This is a genomic window from Mesorhizobium sp. LNJC391B00 (assembly GCF_000502535.1).
Taxonomy (GTDB): domain Bacteria; phylum Pseudomonadota; class Alphaproteobacteria; order Rhizobiales; family Rhizobiaceae; genus Mesorhizobium.
The window spans coordinates 81653-95402 of record NZ_AYWI01000007.1 but is presented as its reverse complement, the minus strand read 5'-3'; the positions used below and the strand labels follow the sequence as shown (position 1 = coordinate 95402).

The following is a 13750-nucleotide window of genomic DNA, read 5'->3' as shown; positions in this document are numbered from 1 at the left end:
CTCAAGACGCCAGCTATGAGACGAACACGTCATCGCCAAGGAGAAACGACATGGCATCCGAAGTCGCAGTGATCGCCGGCGCGGGTGCGGGCCTGAGCGCCTCTTTGGCACGCCTTCTCACCACGGAAGGCTATCTTGTGGTGCTGGCCGCCCGCAACACGGCCAAACTCGCGGCGCTGGTCGGGGAAACCGGCGCGCTGGCCGTCGAAACCGACGTCGCCGATCCGGCCTCCGTCGCCGGCCTGTTTGACGCCGCCGACAAGCAAGGCCCGCTGGCCCTTGCCGTCTTCAATGCCAGCGGCCGCACGCGCGGCCCGATCGCCGAGGTCGATCCCGATGCGGTCAAACAAGCCTTGCTTGTCGGCGCCTATGGCGGCTTCCTGGTCGGCCAGCAAGCGGCGCGGCGGCTGCTTGCGCGCGGCTCCGGTTCGATTCTTTTCACCGGCGCCTCCGCCAGCATCAAGGGCTTTCCCAACTCCGCCGGCTTTGCCATGCCGAAATTCGGCCTGCGCGGTCTGGCTCAGTCGATGGCGCGCGAACTCTTCCCGAAGAACATCCATGTCGCCCATTTCATTATCGACGGCCAGATCGAGCCGGTCGGGACGAAGCCCGAGCGACCGGACAGCCAGCTGTCGCCCGATGCGATCGCGCAGACCTATCTCGCGACCCATCGCCAGCATCGCAGCGCCTGGAGCTTCGAGGTCGAGCTGCGGCCCTTTGTCGAGACATTCTGACCGGTCCGGCGTGACCGTTCTCGCAATTGCGAAATCTTTGAGAGAATATTCCCGGCTTCGTGTTTGAGAAGAAATGCGGTTCTTTGATCCGGCAAGCAGCATTGCCGATGATGTCGTCAAGGCTTGGTATTCCACCTCGCCGCAATGACTTCAGGATTACGAGGGATCGACAATGTCCGAACGCGGAAACGCTTCCAGCTCTCTTCTTTTTTCAGCCATCAGCCGGCGAGCTGCCCTTGCGGCACTTTTTGCCTCGGCCGTCACGCTTGCCGGTCTGGCTCAGCCGACGCCGTCCTTCGCCGAGGACAAGAAGTCTATCAAGGTCGGCATCATCAGCGGCGAGGATGAGGATGTCTGGCGCGTCGTCGTCGCCCAGGCCGCCGAAAAAGGCCTGACCGTCGAGACCGTGGTGTTCAACGACTACACCCAGCCCAACGAGGCGCTCGAGCGCGGCGAGATCGACGCCAACGCCTTCCAGCACCAGCCCTATCTCGACAACCAGATCAAGACCCAAGGGTACCACATCGTGCGCGTCGGCTACACCGGCGTCTGGCCGATCGGCCTCTACTCCAAGAAATACACCAAGGTTGCCGACCTGCCCGAAGGCGCCGTCATCGGCTTGCCCAACGACCCCTCGAATGAGGGCCGCGCGTTGCGCGTTCTGCAGAACGAAGGCGTGATCAAGCTGAAGGACGGCACCGGCATCCTGGCGACCACCGCCGACATTGCCGAGAACCCTAAGAAGGTCGTCATCAAGGAACTGGACGCCGGCATTGTCGGCCGCTCGGTCGAGGATCTCGACGCGGCTGTCGTCAACACCGACTGGGCGCTGAAGAGCGGTCTCGGCCCGGACAACCGCATCGCCCAGGAGCCAGTGGCCGACAACCCCTACCGCAACTTCATCGCCGTGAAATCCGGCAACGAGAACGAGGCGTGGGTGAAGACGATGGTCGCGTCCTACCAGAACGAGGCGGTCAAGGCCGAGTTCGACAAGGTCTACAAGGGCACCGGGATCAGCGCCTATTGATTGGCGCCTGGTTGTCAGGAGCAGGCGGCCCGCTGTTGAGCGGGCCGCTGTCGCATTTGTCGAGCGTTGAAACGGACAGTGAGATGAACCAGCACGTCACGGCCGAGGCATCCGGTCCGGTCAATATATCGGCCGGGCAAGAAGATGTCGTACGCCTCGTCGACCTCAAGCGCCGCTTTGGCGCGACGCCTGCGCTCGACGGCGTCTCGCTGACGGTGAAGAAGGGCGAGATCCTCGGCATCATCGGCCGCAGCGGAGCCGGCAAGTCGACGCTGATCCGCTGCCTCAACGGGCTGGAGCGGCCGGACTCCGGCGACGTCTTCATCGAGGGCCGCGAGATCGGCCGGCTCGGCGAGCGTGAATTGCAGCCGCTGCGGCGTCGCATCGGCATGATCTTCCAGCACTTCAATCTGCTGTCGGCCAAGACCGTGGAGGACAATGTCGCGCTGCCGCTGAAGATCGAGGGCCGCCCAAAGGCCGAACGGCTGGCGCGCGCCGCCGAATTGCTCCACCTCGTCGGCCTGTCGGAGAAGGCGAAGGCCTATCCGTCCTCGCTGTCGGGCGGCCAGAAGCAGCGCGTCGGCATCGCCAGGGCGCTGGCCGCGCGGCCAGCGCTGCTGCTGTCCGACGAGGCGACCTCAGCGCTCGATCCGGAGACGACGCGCTCCATCCTGGCCTTGCTGAAAGACATCAACCGGCAGCTCGGCCTGACCATCCTGCTCATCACCCACGAGATGGAGGTGATCCGCTCGATCGCCGACCGCGTCGCGGTGATCGATGCCGGGCGCATCGTCGAGCAAGGCCCGGTGTGGTCGGTCTTTGCCGAGCCGCGTTCCGAAATCACCAGGAGCCTGCTCGGCGGCATCCGCCCGCAACTGCCGGCCGAGATTGCCGGCCGGCTTGCTCCCGGAGGCGGCGCCGAGCTCATCCTCAGGGTCGACGTCGCAGGTGAGGCCGCGCGCGGTCCGCTGCTGTCCGATCTTGCGGTGGCGGTGCCGGGGCCGTTCCGCCTCGTCCATGGTGGCATCGACCATGTCCAGCAGCAGCCGGTCGGCACGCTGTTCCTTGCGGTCGCGGGCAACGATCCGAAACATCTGTCGAAAGTAATCGCATTCCTGAAGGCCCGCGACGCACGGGTGGAGGTGCTTGGCCATGTCGCCGGTTCTGTTTGAACTTCTGCTGCGCTCGATCTGGGAGACGGTCCTGATGACGGCGGCATCGGGCCTCATCTCGCTCGTCTTCGGGCTGCCGCTCGGCCTGGCATTGATTGCCACCGAGCGCGGCGGCATTGCCGAAAGCCTGTGGGTGAACCGCGCGCTCGGCGCCGTCATCAACGGCTTCCGCTCGGTGCCTTTCATCATCCTTCTGGTGGCGCTGATCCCGGTGACGCGGCTGATCGTCGGCACCTCGATCGGCACCTGGGCGGCGATCGTGCCGTTGTCGATTGCGGCGACGCCCTACTATGCCCGCATCGCCGAAGTGTCGCTGCGCGAGGTCGATCGCGGCCTGATCGAGGCGGCGCGCGCCATGGGCGGCAACCGCTGGACGATCATCCGCGAGGTGCTGGTGCCCGAAGCTTTGCCCGGCATCGTCGCCGGTTTCACGGTGACGCTGGTAACGCTGATCGGCGCTTCGGCCATGGCCGGCGCCATCGGTGCCGGCGGGCTCGGCGATCTCGCCATCCGCTATGGCTACCAGCGTTTTGAGACCAGCGTCATGGTCGCCGTGGTCATTCTGCTGATCATTCTCGTTTGCGGCATCCAGTGGGTCGGCGACCGGCTGGTCGCCAGGCTGGACCGGCGCGGATGAGCGGCCACGAACGTTATTTGCCGGCAGGCTGCCAAACGCAGCGTCGGCTTTCTCTATCGGGGCCGAGATTGGATTGCGCGTTGCTTTGATCGGACCGGCCTGCGTGCCACCGTGACAGCGAAACAAGGAGCTTGACCATGCCCAGGATCGTACCCGTGCTTGATCTCGGCCGCCTCGAGCAGGGCGCTTCGGAACGGCGAACGTTTCTCTTCGACCTGCGCACGGCCGCGCGCGATGTCGGCTTCTTCTATTTGACCGGCCACGGCATATCGGCTGCGGATACCGCAGAAGTGCTCGACGCGTCGCGCCGCTTCTTTGCCCTGCCGGAAGCCGACAAACTGGCAATTGAAATGGTCAAGTCCTCGCAGTTCCGCGGCTACACGCGCGCCGGCGGCGAGCTGACCAAAGGCAAGGCCGACTGGCGCGAACAGCTCGACATCGGCGTCGAACGCGCGGCCATCGAACAAGGCCCCGGCGTGCCCGCCTGGACGCGGCTGCAAGGGCCCAACCAGTGGCCGGCCACGCTGCCCGAGCTGAAGCCGGCGCTGCTCGCATGGCAGGCCAAGGCGACCGCGGTGGCGATCCGGCTGCTTAGGGCCTTCGCTTTGTCGCTCGACCAGGCCGAGGACGCCTTCGATCCGATCTACCGGGCCGAGCCCAACCATCGCATGAAGATCGTGCGCTACCCCGGCCGCGACGCCACCGGCGACAACCAGGGCGTCGGCGCGCACAAGGATGGCGGTTTCGTGACGCTTCTGCTGCAGGACGAGAACAAGGGGCTGCAGGTCGAATATGACGGCGCCTGGGTCGACGTCGATCCGCTGCCCGACACGCTGGTGGTCAACATCGGCGAACTGCTCGAACTGGCGTCGAACGGCTATCTCCGGGCGACAGTCCACCGTGTGGTGACACCGCCGGCCGGCGTCGAGCGCGTCTCGGTCCCGTTCTTCTTCAGCGCCCGGCTCGACGCCACGATTCCGCTGCTCGACCTGCCCGAGGATGTAGCGGCCGAGGCGCGGGGGCCGGCCAGCGATCCCGACAACCCGCTGTTTCGCAATGTCGGCACCAATGTGCTGAAGAGCCGCCTGCGCTCGCATCCCGACGTGGCGCGCCGGCACTATGCCGATCTTCTGGAAACCGACGCCTCACCGGCTGAAATCTTTCAAAACGAGAACGAAATTTCCGAATCTCGCGTTGTTTTAGAAAGCCGTTCGTCGCCATATGCGGCGAATACGCGCATATAGGAATTATCGTTCGGCGGTTTCCTCCCATTCCACCGAGCGGTGTTCCCCTCTGAAGGTTCTTGACCTTCTTTTGGCCGGGCCGCTTTCGCGCCCGGCCTTTTTTATGTCAATAGCTCTTCTTTCTTCCCCACAAGGGAGAAGGAAGAGGCGCCAGGGGACTTCACCCAAACTTCGGATCAAGGCTCCCCGACTTGTAGCGCTTGGCCATCTCGGCCACCGGCAGCGGCTTGATCTTCTGCGCGTTGCCGGCGGTGCCGAACTGCTCGAAGCGCTCCTTGCACAGCTTGCGCATCGCAGCCATGGCCGGCGTCAAATATTTGCGCGGATCGAACTCCGACGGGTTTTCGGTAAGCACCTTGCGGATGGCGCCGGTCAGCGCCATGCGGTTGTCGGTGTCGATGTTGATCTTGCGCACGCCGTGCTTGATGCCGCGCTGGATCTCTTCCACCGGCACGCCCCAGGTCGGCTTCATCTGGCCGCCATATCTATTGATGATTTCCTGCAGGTCCTCGGGCACTGAGGACGAGCCGTGCATCACCAGATGCATGTTGGGCAGGCGGCGGTGGATTTCCTCGATGACGTTCATCGCCAGCACCGCGCCGTCTGGCTTGCGCGAAAATTTGTAGGCGCCGTGGCTGGTGCCCATGGCGACTGCCAGCGCATCGACATGGGTGTCCTTGACGAACTCGACCGCCTGTTCCGGATCGGTCAAGAGCTGGTCGTGGCTGATGGCGCCTTCGACGCCGTGGCCGTCCTCCTGCTCGCCGCCGCCGCTCTCAAGCGAACCGAGCACACCGATCTCGCCTTCCACCGACACGCCGCCCCAATGCGCCATGTCGACGACGCGCCGGGTGATGCCGGAATTGTAGGCATAGTCGGCCGGCGTCTTGCCGTCCTCTTTCAGCGAGCCGTCCATCATGACAGAGGTGAAGCCGTACTGGATGGCGGTGACGCAGGTGGCTTCGTTGTTGCCGTGGTCGAGATGCATGCAGACCGGAATGTCGGGGTGGATTTCGACCAGCGCGTCGATCAGCTTGGCCAGCACCACATCATTGGCGTAGGCGCGGGCGCCGCGGCTGGCCTGCAGGATGACCGGCGACTTGGTCTCCTCGGCCGCCTCCATGATGGCGAGGCCCTGTTCCATATTGTTCATGTTGAAAGCGGGTACGCCGTAGCCGTACTCGGCGGCGTGATCGAGCAATTGTCTCAGTGTTATGCGAGCCACCCAATAGTCTCCCATATCTGGTTTCAAGCGCAACGTCGCGGGCCGGCCGATTGCCGGCCTAGATGCTTCTGGCCGGATTTCGCCAGAACCGCAACCGTCAGCGGCCATCGAGGCCGCAATTCTTGTTGCAGGGCTGAAATCCGGTAGCCAGCCGGTGAGGCGCTAATCTCCCCCATTGAGGGGGAGATGGCCGGCAGGCCAGAGGGGGTCGGTTCGACTGGAGCGCTAGCATCATCTGTCGGTGCTGGGAGGTCGCGTCAGGACGCGCCGACCCCTCTGTCGCCTTTGGCGACATCTCCCCCTCAAGGGGGGAGATTATCCGCGTTCGGGGAACATCGCCTTCAACCCTTCGCGCGAAGCCTTGGCCACACCGCGCTCGGTGATCAGCCCCGTCACCAGCCGTGCCGGCGTCACATCGAACGCCGGATTGGCCGCCGGCGTCGCTTCGGGCGAAACCCGAACCTGCGCGATCTTGCCGTCCGCCGTCTTGCCCCAGACCAGCGACACCTCGTCACCGGAGCGTTCCTCGATCGGGATTTCGGTGAGGCCATCACCCACTGTCCAGTCGATGGTCGGCGAGGGCAGAGCGACGTAGAAGGGCACCTCATTATCGGAGGCGGCGAGCGCCTTGAGATAGGTGCCGATCTTGTTGCAGACGTCGCCATTGGCCGTGGTGCGGTCGGTGCCCACGATCACCATGTCGACCGCGCCACGCTGCATCAGATGGCCGCCGGCATTGTCGACGATCAGCGTGTGCGGCACGCCGTGGCCGGCCATCTCCCAGGCGGTCAGCTGGGCGCCCTGGTTGCGCGGGCGCGTCTCGTCGACATAGACATGGACCGGAATGCCGGCCTCGACGGCGAGATAGATCGGCGACGTGGCGGTGCCGTAATCGACCGTCGCCAGCCAACCGGCGTTGCAATGGGTGAGGATGTTGACCGGCTCGCCCGGCTTCTTGCGTGCCGCGATCTCCTTGATGATGGCAAGCCCGTTCTCGCCGATGGCGCGATTGAGATCGACATCCTCGTCGGCGATTTCCGCGGCGCGCTTATAGGCCGCCTCCGCGCGCTGTCCCAATACGATCGGCCTGAGGAACCGCCGCATCTCGTCCAGTGCCCAGCGTAGATTGATCGCAGTCGGCCGCGTCTTGTGCAGCGTCTCCCAGACCGCGTCGAGCGCTTCGTCAGACGGATCGTCCGCCATCTGGATGGCGACGCCGTAGGCCGCGGTGACGCCGATCAGCGGCGCGCCACGAACCCACATGTCACGGATCGCGGTGGCGATGCCGGCAACGCTCCCGATCGTCTCGACCCGGAACTCGTGCGGCAGCCAGCGCTGGTCGATGATCTCGACCGAACGCTGGTCGTCGCTCAGCCAGATGGTGCGGTAGTGGCGCTCGCCGACGTTCAAATCCTGCTCTCCCGTTCGATCAAAGCGGCCAGATTATTGACCTCGTCCATGCCGTGAATCTGGCGCCGGTTGACGGCGATGTGACGGCCGAATTTCAGCGCCTTGGCCTCGCAGGAGGCTCGCAGATCCTCGTCCTCGATGGTCTCGAAATCGGCATTGTGGGCGAGGCCGAGGATGCGCCGGTGCACCTCGATGCCGGCAAAGCCCAAGAGGTCGGTCCAGATCTGGTGCAGCACATGGTCGAGCGCCTGCTCCGAGGCGAGAATGTCGCCCTGATCCTCGAACAGGCTCTTCTGGTAAAGCATGCCGGTGCGCTCGGTGCGCCATAGATGCGAGAACTCGGCGCGGAACACCGTCCAGGTGTCATTGGTCACCCCGAGCAGATAGGCACGCATGGCGTCACGCTTGCCCTTGTGTTCATGGCCGCGCTGCGAGAAGTAGGACATCCAGAAATTGGCGAGCAGCATGCCGACGTCGAAGGCCATCGGACCGTAGAAGGCGAATTCCGGATCGATCATCCGCGTCTCGGTGTCGGTGACCATGATCGAGCCCGAATGCAGGTCGCCATGCAGCAGCGTCTCGGCGTTGGCGGCGAAGATATGCTTCAGCCGCTGCGCCTCGACCTTGAGGTCGCGGTCGGCGCGCAGCTCGGCGACCAGGCCGTCGAGCTGCGGCGAGGTGTGCCGGTTCAGCTTGGCGTCGAAATAGGGATCGGAAAACACCAGGTCTTCGGTGATGCCGCAGAGCTCGACATTGTCGGCGAACAGCGCCAGGTCGGCCTTGCGGTCCTTGGTCGGCATGGAGAGATCGGAGCCGCGGAACAAAGTGCGGGCCATGAACAGGCCGATGTCGCGGGCGATATTTGGCAACTCGCGGCCGCCGATCAGGGCACGGCGCAGGATGATGTGCGGCGGCGCCAGATATTCCATGATGATCAGCGCCTGGGCTTCGTCGAAATGGAGGATCGCCGGCACCGAACCCGGCGCGCGCGCCTCTTGCCGCGTCAGCGCGTGATACTCGAAGAAGGAGCGTTTGAGCGGCAACGGCCAGCTGTCGCCGACGAGGCGAACATAGGGCAGGGCCTGCTTGACCACGGCCGCACCCGACACGCCCTCGACGATGAAGACGAGGTTGAGATTGCCGTCGCCGACCTCGCGCACCTTCCAGGCACCGGTATCGGGGCCGATTTTTGCGCACAGCGCTTCGTTCGTGCCGAGGCGCGTTGCAAGCGTCTCCACCGACAGTGCTTCGAACGGCAATTTCGCAGTCATTCCTCACCCTCCCGCTTGCTCGCTCAATCATAGTGGAGCGATGGCGGTGAGGCCAAGCTAGGAAGCTGACTGGCAATTGTCAATCGAGTTGACAATTGATGACGTAGCCCATAGCGTCATGGTCAGGGAGGAAACGAATGGGCAATGATGCCGTGTTCCGCGTGGACGGGCTGAGGAAGTCCTTCGGCCATATCGAGGTGCTTGGCGGCGTCTCGCTCGAACTGCATGCCGGTGAGATCACCGTGCTGATGGGCGCCAATGGCGCCGGTAAGTCCACCCTCGTGAAAATTATCAGCGGCGTCTACGACCATGCCGGCGGCACCATGCACCTGGCCGGTCATGATTTCGCGCCGAACACGCCGGCCGAGGCGATCCGCGCAGGCGTCGTCACCGTGCATCAAAACATCAATGACGGCGTCGTCGCCGATCTCGATGTCGCCACCAATCTGACGCTGGATAGGTTGAGCGGCAAGGGCGCGCCGCTGCTGTTCAACCCCGGCCGGGTGCGCCGCGAAGCCAAAGCGGTGGCCGACCGCATGGGGCTCGCCATCGACCTCAAGGCCCGCATCAGCGATCTGTCGCTGGCCGATCGCCAGATGGTGGCCATCGCGCGCGCCATGGCGCACCAGCCGAAAGTGCTGATCCTCGACGAGCCGACCTCGTCGCTGTCCAGCGCCGAGGCCGACCGGCTGTTTGCGCTGCTCGACCGCTTGCGCGAGCAGGGCGTCGCCATCCTCTACATCTCGCATCGCATGTCGGATATCAGGCGGCTGGCCGACCGCATCGTCTCGATGCGCGATGGCGTCATCTCAGGCATCTTCGACAGCAAGCCTCTCGACTATGAGGGCGCCGTTAACGCCATGCTCGGCCGCAAGATCCATCTTGACCGCATCGAAGCCAGGAGTTCTGCCGAGCCGATCCTGACCGTCGATGCCTTCCGCATCGCCCCTGGTGCCCGGCCATTCTCGCTGACTCTCGGCGACGGCGAGGTCGTTGCCATTACCGGCCTCGTCGGCGTCGGCAAGACAGCGCTCGCCGAGACGCTGTTCGGCCTGCGCAAGCCGCTGTCCGGTACGATGACTTTATATGGCAAGCCCTATGCGCCCGCGTCGACCGGCGAAGCCATCGCCGCCGGCGTGTTTCTGGTCGCCAAGGACCGTGGCGAAAACGGCATCGTCGGCGGCTTCAACATCCAGGAAAACATCAGCCTGCCCTTCCACAAGCGCATGTCGCGCTTTTCAGTTCTCAAACGCGGCCTTGAACGCACTATTGCCCGCCGGCAGATCGAGGATCTCGGCATCGTCTGCCGCTCGGAGAAGGACGAGATGACCACTCTGTCGGGCGGCAACCAGCAGAAGGTGATGGTGGCCCGCTGGATGGCGCAGGACGCCCGATTGTTCATTCTCGACGAACCGTTCCAGGGCGTCGATATCTCCGCCAGGCGCGACATCGCCGCCAAGCTGAGGGCCAGCGCCAATGGCCGCGCCACGCTGCTGTTCGTCACCGAACTCGACGAGGCACTGGAGACGGCCGATCGCATATTGGTGATGTCCGAGCAGACCATCGTCGGCGAACACCGCAACGCCGATGTCGATCTCGACCGTCTGCTGGCCGAAGTCGCGGGCGGGCCGTTGCACAGTGCGGCCTGAGCCACGATGATTGAAGAACTGAGGGTTGGAATGGAGTGCACGGGTTTGAGTTGGGTATTGACGGCGGGCGCTGAATGACGCTGCGCGATTACGCTATCCGCTACGGGTTCATCGTGCTTCTGTTCGGGCTGATCGCGTATTTCGCCATCGCCGCCGACGGGTTCGTCTCGCCGCAAAGTGCCGTCTTCATTTTCCAGTCGGTCGCCATCACCGGCGTGCTGGCGCTGGGCGTCACCGCCACACTGGTTGTCGGCGGCTTCGATCTCTCGATCGGCTCGGTCGCCACATCGGCCATGATGGCGGCTGCCTATGTCATGGTGGTGCTGGAGCAGAACGTTGTCGTCGCTGTCCTCATCTGCCTGCTCATCGGCGCCCTTGTCGGCCTCATCAATGGCTGGCTGATCGTCTATATGCGCGTGCCCGATCTGCTGGCGACGCTCGGCATGATGTTCCTGCTCGTCGGCTTGCAGCGCATCCCGACTGAAGGACGCTCCATCGCCACCGGTATGACAATGCCGGACGGCTCGGTCGCCAACGGCAAATTCTCCGACGCCTTCCTGGCGCTCGGCCGCCACCGCTTCGACTTCTTCATCCCGAACCTCATTCCGGTCTCGGTGGTCGTGCTGATCGTGCTCGCCGTGCTGATCTGGTTCTTCCTCGAATACACACGCTTCGGCCGCATGATGTATGCCGTGGGCAGCAATGAACGGGCCGCCGAACTCGCCGGCGCGCCTGTCAAGGCATACAAGATCTGGGCCTACGTCATTTCAGGAGTTTTTGCCTCGATCGGCGGGATTTTGCTGGCCGCACGGCTTGGACGCGGTGACATCGCGTCGGGTAATAATCTGCTGCTCGATGCGGTTGCCGCGGCGCTGATCGGCTACGCGGTGCTCGGCGCCGCCAAGCCGAACGCCTTCGGCACCGCCATCGGCGCGCTGTTCGTCGGCATCCTGCTGCAAGGCCTGACGATGATGAACGCGCCTTACTACACGCAGGATTTCGTCAAGGGCGTGGTTCTCGTCGTCGCCCTTGTCTTTACCTTCGCCCTTTCCGGCCGGGGCAGGAGATAGAATGGCTGCCGGGACAGTTTTGGGTTCAACAAACGGAGGAAAGAACGTGAACATCACAAGACGACTTTTGGGGAAGGTCGCGCTCGGATTGGCCGGCGCAACAATGCTGATGCAGGTCCCGGCCTTTGCCGCCGACAAGCCGGCGCCGTTCGACAAGCCCGGCGTCAAGATCGCGCTGGTGCGCTATCTCTCGACCGGCGATTTCTTCCAGGCCTATCTCTCGGGCGTCGAGTCCCAGTCCAAGGCGCTCGGCATCGATCTGCGCGTGCTCGACAGCCGCCAGGACGCCGCCCTTCAATCCGACATGGTCGACCAGGCCATCGCACTCGGCGTGCAGGGCATCATCATCCAGCACGGCCTGACGGAATCGATGGAGGACGCCGCCCAGCGCGCGGTCGATGCCGGCATCAAGGTCGTCGCCTTCGACGTCAATGTCGAAAACCCCAAGATCCCGCAGATCGAACAGTCCGACAAGGACCTTGCGCGCCTGGCGCTCGAGCAGGCGGTCAAGGACAATGGCGAGAGCTGGAACGCCGGCTATGTCTATGTCGCTGGCATCGCGCCGCTCGACCGCCGCAACGAGACCTGGGTCGACGTGAAGAAGAAACATGCCGGCATCAAGGAAGTCGCGATGTTCGGCACGCTCGACAACCCGATCGCCAACTCGGTCGCCAACCAGGCGCGCTCGGTGCTGCAGGCGCATCCCGACATCAATGTGATGTTCGCGCCCTATGACGAGTTCGCCAAGGGTGTGAAGATCGCCGTCGACGAGGCGGGGCTGAACAAGAAGATCAAGATCTACTCCGCCGACATCTCTACCTCGGACATCGCGGCCATGCGCGAGACCGACAGCGCCTGGGCCGCCACCGCCGCCACCAACCCTGCCGTCGTCGGCCAGGTCTCGGTGCGCGCGCTGGCGCAGCTGCTCGCCGGTGAAGATCCCGGCCACAACGTCGTCGTGCCGCCGACGCTGATCACCCAGAAGGACCTGATCGACAAGGACATCAAGAACATGGAGGACCTGTCGGCCAAGCTGCCGCAATTCGCCCATGCCGATGTCGCCATGCCGGCCTGGATGCCGAACCCGAACGCGAAGTAGGATCGGTCGTCTGATAGATGCGAAGGGCGGCTATGGGCCGCTCTTTTCATATTGATGGTAAGCCTGCCGGCCTACAACCAATGGTCTGGATCGCGCATCCCGGGGACAATCGCCACAGCGATAACACCATCGGGCTGCGGCTCGTAGATGATGATATAGCGGTCTTCGACGAGCACGCGGGGCCGTTGCGCTTAACTCGGGCCGTGCGCTGCCCATCTTGGGGTGCTGCGCCGCCAGCTCCAGTCTTTCGAAAATGCGCATCAACAGTCTGTCTGCTGCCTTTTCATTGTCGGCGGCGATGGTGTGCCAGATGTCTCGCAAATCCTGCGAAGCGCGCGGTGTGAGCCGATGGCTAGCCACGGGCGCGGCGTTCTGCCTTCAGGCTGCGAATGAACTCGGTGTGGTCGACAGCCACTGGCTTGCCGCTGCCCATCCCGTCGGCATAGGCCCGCTTCAAGTGCTGGAGTTCGAGCGTGCGCAATTCCTCGCGCTGCTCCCATAAGCGCAGGGCGTCGCGGACAATCTCGCTGTTGGAAGCATAACCGCCACCTTCGATAGCGCTTTGCAGGCGAGCTATCTGCTGCGCGGTAAGGGATATGGTGAGGGTGCGCATAGGTTCGTTTTTCATACCCACATTATAATGCAGCCAACAAGATCTAACAATATCTGTTAGGAATCTGCCCCTGCATCATGACCGCCCGACGCGCACCAGCCACCGCGCCGTCCTCGCCATGCAGGCGTGCAGCACCGGAACACCATATTCGATGGCAGGCAGGTCATGCGGCGCCCTTGGCGGGATCGCCAGCATCCGCCATGCCCGCCCGGCGGCAGGCAAAGCTGCGTCCCATCAGACGGTGTCGCCAGCGCGCCGTCCTTGAAATCGCTTAGCAGCCATTGGCCTTCGCGGGTGACGAAGGTGGGAACGGAGTCGTATTTCGCCGATCCAGAGTACGCATGACATGGTTGCCGAAAGCAGCGAAACCTCATGCTCGGCGGAGCGCCCGCCGAACAGCACGCCGACACGAAGTCTCTTCGCAGCCATCGACAACTCCACCAAGGATCAGGGTCGGAGCTCGCATGCGAAACACAAGGCGCGCCCTAAAGTGGTCGAGCAATAGGCCAAGGATTGGAGTGGATTTTGACCAGTTCGAGCAGTTTTTCAGCACGACCTGCAAAAGCAGTTCTCCGCCTGGAGTCCTTCAGGTGGGAGAG

Annotated in this window: 13 protein-coding genes and 1 pseudogene; 8 read left to right on the top strand and 6 right to left on the bottom strand. The window is 63.8% G+C overall.

Annotated elements, in window-relative coordinates; translation table 11 throughout:
- Window positions 1-50 precede the first annotated feature (50 nt).
- The 5 genes from X750_RS146230 (at window position 51) to X750_RS146250 (ending at window position 4814) form a co-directional block, all read left to right on the top strand.
- Window positions 51-734, top strand: a complete 684-nt coding sequence (locus tag X750_RS146230; RefSeq protein WP_023704824.1) for an SDR family NAD(P)-dependent oxidoreductase — start codon at window positions 51-53, stop codon at window positions 732-734.
- Window positions 735-906: 172 nt separating this feature from the next.
- Window positions 907-1761 carry a MetQ/NlpA family lipoprotein gene (locus tag X750_RS146235; protein WP_023747968.1) on the top strand — a complete coding sequence of 285 codons (855 nt, stop codon included), beginning with the start codon at window positions 907-909 and terminating at the stop codon, window positions 1759-1761.
- A gap of 83 nt (window positions 1762-1844) precedes the next feature.
- A complete protein-coding gene (locus X750_RS146240) occupies window positions 1845-2933 on the top strand; it encodes a methionine ABC transporter ATP-binding protein (RefSeq protein ID WP_023704825.1) in 1089 nt (362 codons plus the stop codon).
- Window positions 2914-3570 (top strand): methionine ABC transporter permease, encoded by a 657-nt coding sequence (locus tag X750_RS146245; protein WP_031243093.1) that lies wholly within the window; start codon window positions 2914-2916, stop codon window positions 3568-3570. The genes X750_RS146240 and X750_RS146245 overlap by 20 nt, the downstream gene beginning before the upstream one ends.
- Before the next feature lie 137 nt (window positions 3571-3707).
- Window positions 3708-4814, top strand: coding sequence for an isopenicillin N synthase family oxygenase (locus X750_RS146250; protein ID WP_245271872.1), 1107 nt, complete (start codon window positions 3708-3710; stop codon window positions 4812-4814).
- A 160-nt stretch (window positions 4815-4974) separates the two neighbouring features.
- Here the strand turns inward: X750_RS146250 and fba are convergent, their stop codons facing one another.
- The 3 genes from fba to mtnK all read right to left on the bottom strand — a co-directional run bounded on the left by fba (window position 4975) and on the right by mtnK (window position 8720).
- Entirely contained in the window at window positions 4975-6039 is a 1065-nt protein-coding gene (fba, locus tag X750_RS146255) for a class II fructose-bisphosphate aldolase (protein ID WP_023687044.1), read from the bottom strand.
- Window positions 6040-6354: 315 nt separating this feature from the next.
- Window positions 6355-7449: an S-methyl-5-thioribose-1-phosphate isomerase gene (mtnA, locus tag X750_RS146260; RefSeq protein WP_023668575.1), complete on the bottom strand. Its 1095-nt coding sequence runs from the start codon at window positions 7447-7449 to the stop codon at window positions 6355-6357.
- Window positions 7446-8720, bottom strand: a complete 1275-nt coding sequence (mtnK, locus tag X750_RS146265) for an S-methyl-5-thioribose kinase (RefSeq protein ID WP_023735629.1) — start codon at window positions 8718-8720, stop codon at window positions 7446-7448. The genes mtnA and mtnK overlap by 4 nt, the downstream gene beginning before the upstream one ends.
- A gap of 137 nt (window positions 8721-8857) precedes the next feature.
- Between mtnK and X750_RS146270 the strand changes: the two genes are divergently transcribed.
- From X750_RS146270 to X750_RS146280, 3 genes are all read left to right on the top strand, one after another.
- Window positions 8858-10369 carry a sugar ABC transporter ATP-binding protein gene (locus X750_RS146270; RefSeq protein ID WP_023747965.1) on the top strand — a complete coding sequence of 504 codons (1512 nt, stop codon included), beginning with the start codon at window positions 8858-8860 and terminating at the stop codon, window positions 10367-10369.
- 74 nt (window positions 10370-10443) lie between these two features.
- Window positions 10444-11439 (top strand): ABC transporter permease, encoded by a 996-nt coding sequence (locus X750_RS146275; RefSeq protein WP_023668572.1) that lies wholly within the window; start codon window positions 10444-10446, stop codon window positions 11437-11439.
- 46 nt (window positions 11440-11485) lie between these two features.
- A complete protein-coding gene (locus X750_RS146280) occupies window positions 11486-12538 on the top strand; it encodes a substrate-binding domain-containing protein (protein WP_031243090.1) in 1053 nt (350 codons plus the stop codon).
- 30 nt (window positions 12539-12568) lie between these two features.
- Here the strand turns inward: X750_RS146280 and X750_RS1000000164795 are convergent, their stop codons facing one another.
- From X750_RS1000000164795 to X750_RS1000000167045, 3 genes and pseudogenes are all read right to left on the bottom strand, one after another.
- Window positions 12569-12898, bottom strand: coding sequence for a type II toxin-antitoxin system RelE/ParE family toxin (locus X750_RS1000000164795; protein WP_348524478.1), 330 nt, complete (start codon window positions 12896-12898; stop codon window positions 12569-12571).
- Window positions 12891-13151: a type II toxin-antitoxin system ParD family antitoxin gene (locus X750_RS146285; RefSeq protein ID WP_023704832.1), complete on the bottom strand. Its 261-nt coding sequence runs from the start codon at window positions 13149-13151 to the stop codon at window positions 12891-12893. Before X750_RS146285 ends, X750_RS1000000164795 begins: the two co-directional genes overlap by 8 nt.
- A gap of 94 nt (window positions 13152-13245) precedes the next feature.
- A pseudogene (locus X750_RS1000000167045) lies at window positions 13246-13586 on the bottom strand (D-alanine--D-alanine ligase A); the annotation flags it as partial.
- Between the last annotated feature and the right edge of the window lie 164 nt (window positions 13587-13750).

Bases quoted from the DNA above. Each gene is read 5' to 3' on its own strand.
- X750_RS146230 (WP_023704824.1), top strand. From the start codon at position 51: ATGGCATCCGAAGTCGCAGTGATCGCCGGCGCGGGTGCGGGCCTGAGC.
- X750_RS146235 (WP_023747968.1), top strand. From the start codon at position 907: ATGTCCGAACGCGGAAACGCTTCCAGCTCTCTTCTTTTTTCAGCCATC.
- X750_RS146240 (WP_023704825.1), top strand. From the start codon at position 1,845: ATGAACCAGCACGTCACGGCCGAGGCATCCGGTCCGGTCAATATATCG.
- X750_RS146245 (WP_031243093.1), top strand. From the start codon at position 2,914: ATGTCGCCGGTTCTGTTTGAACTTCTGCTGCGCTCGATCTGGGAGACG.
- X750_RS146250 (WP_245271872.1), top strand. From the start codon at position 3,708: ATGCCCAGGATCGTACCCGTGCTTGATCTCGGCCGCCTCGAGCAGGGC.
- mtnK (WP_023735629.1), bottom strand. From the start codon at position 8,720: ATGACTGCGAAATTGCCGTTCGAAGCACTGTCGGTGGAGACGCTTGCA.
- X750_RS146270 (WP_023747965.1), top strand. From the start codon at position 8,858: ATGGGCAATGATGCCGTGTTCCGCGTGGACGGGCTGAGGAAGTCCTTC.
- X750_RS146275 (WP_023668572.1), top strand. From the start codon at position 10,444: ATGACGCTGCGCGATTACGCTATCCGCTACGGGTTCATCGTGCTTCTG.
- X750_RS146285 (WP_023704832.1), bottom strand. From the start codon at position 13,151: ATGCGCACCCTCACCATATCCCTTACCGCGCAGCAGATAGCTCGCCTG.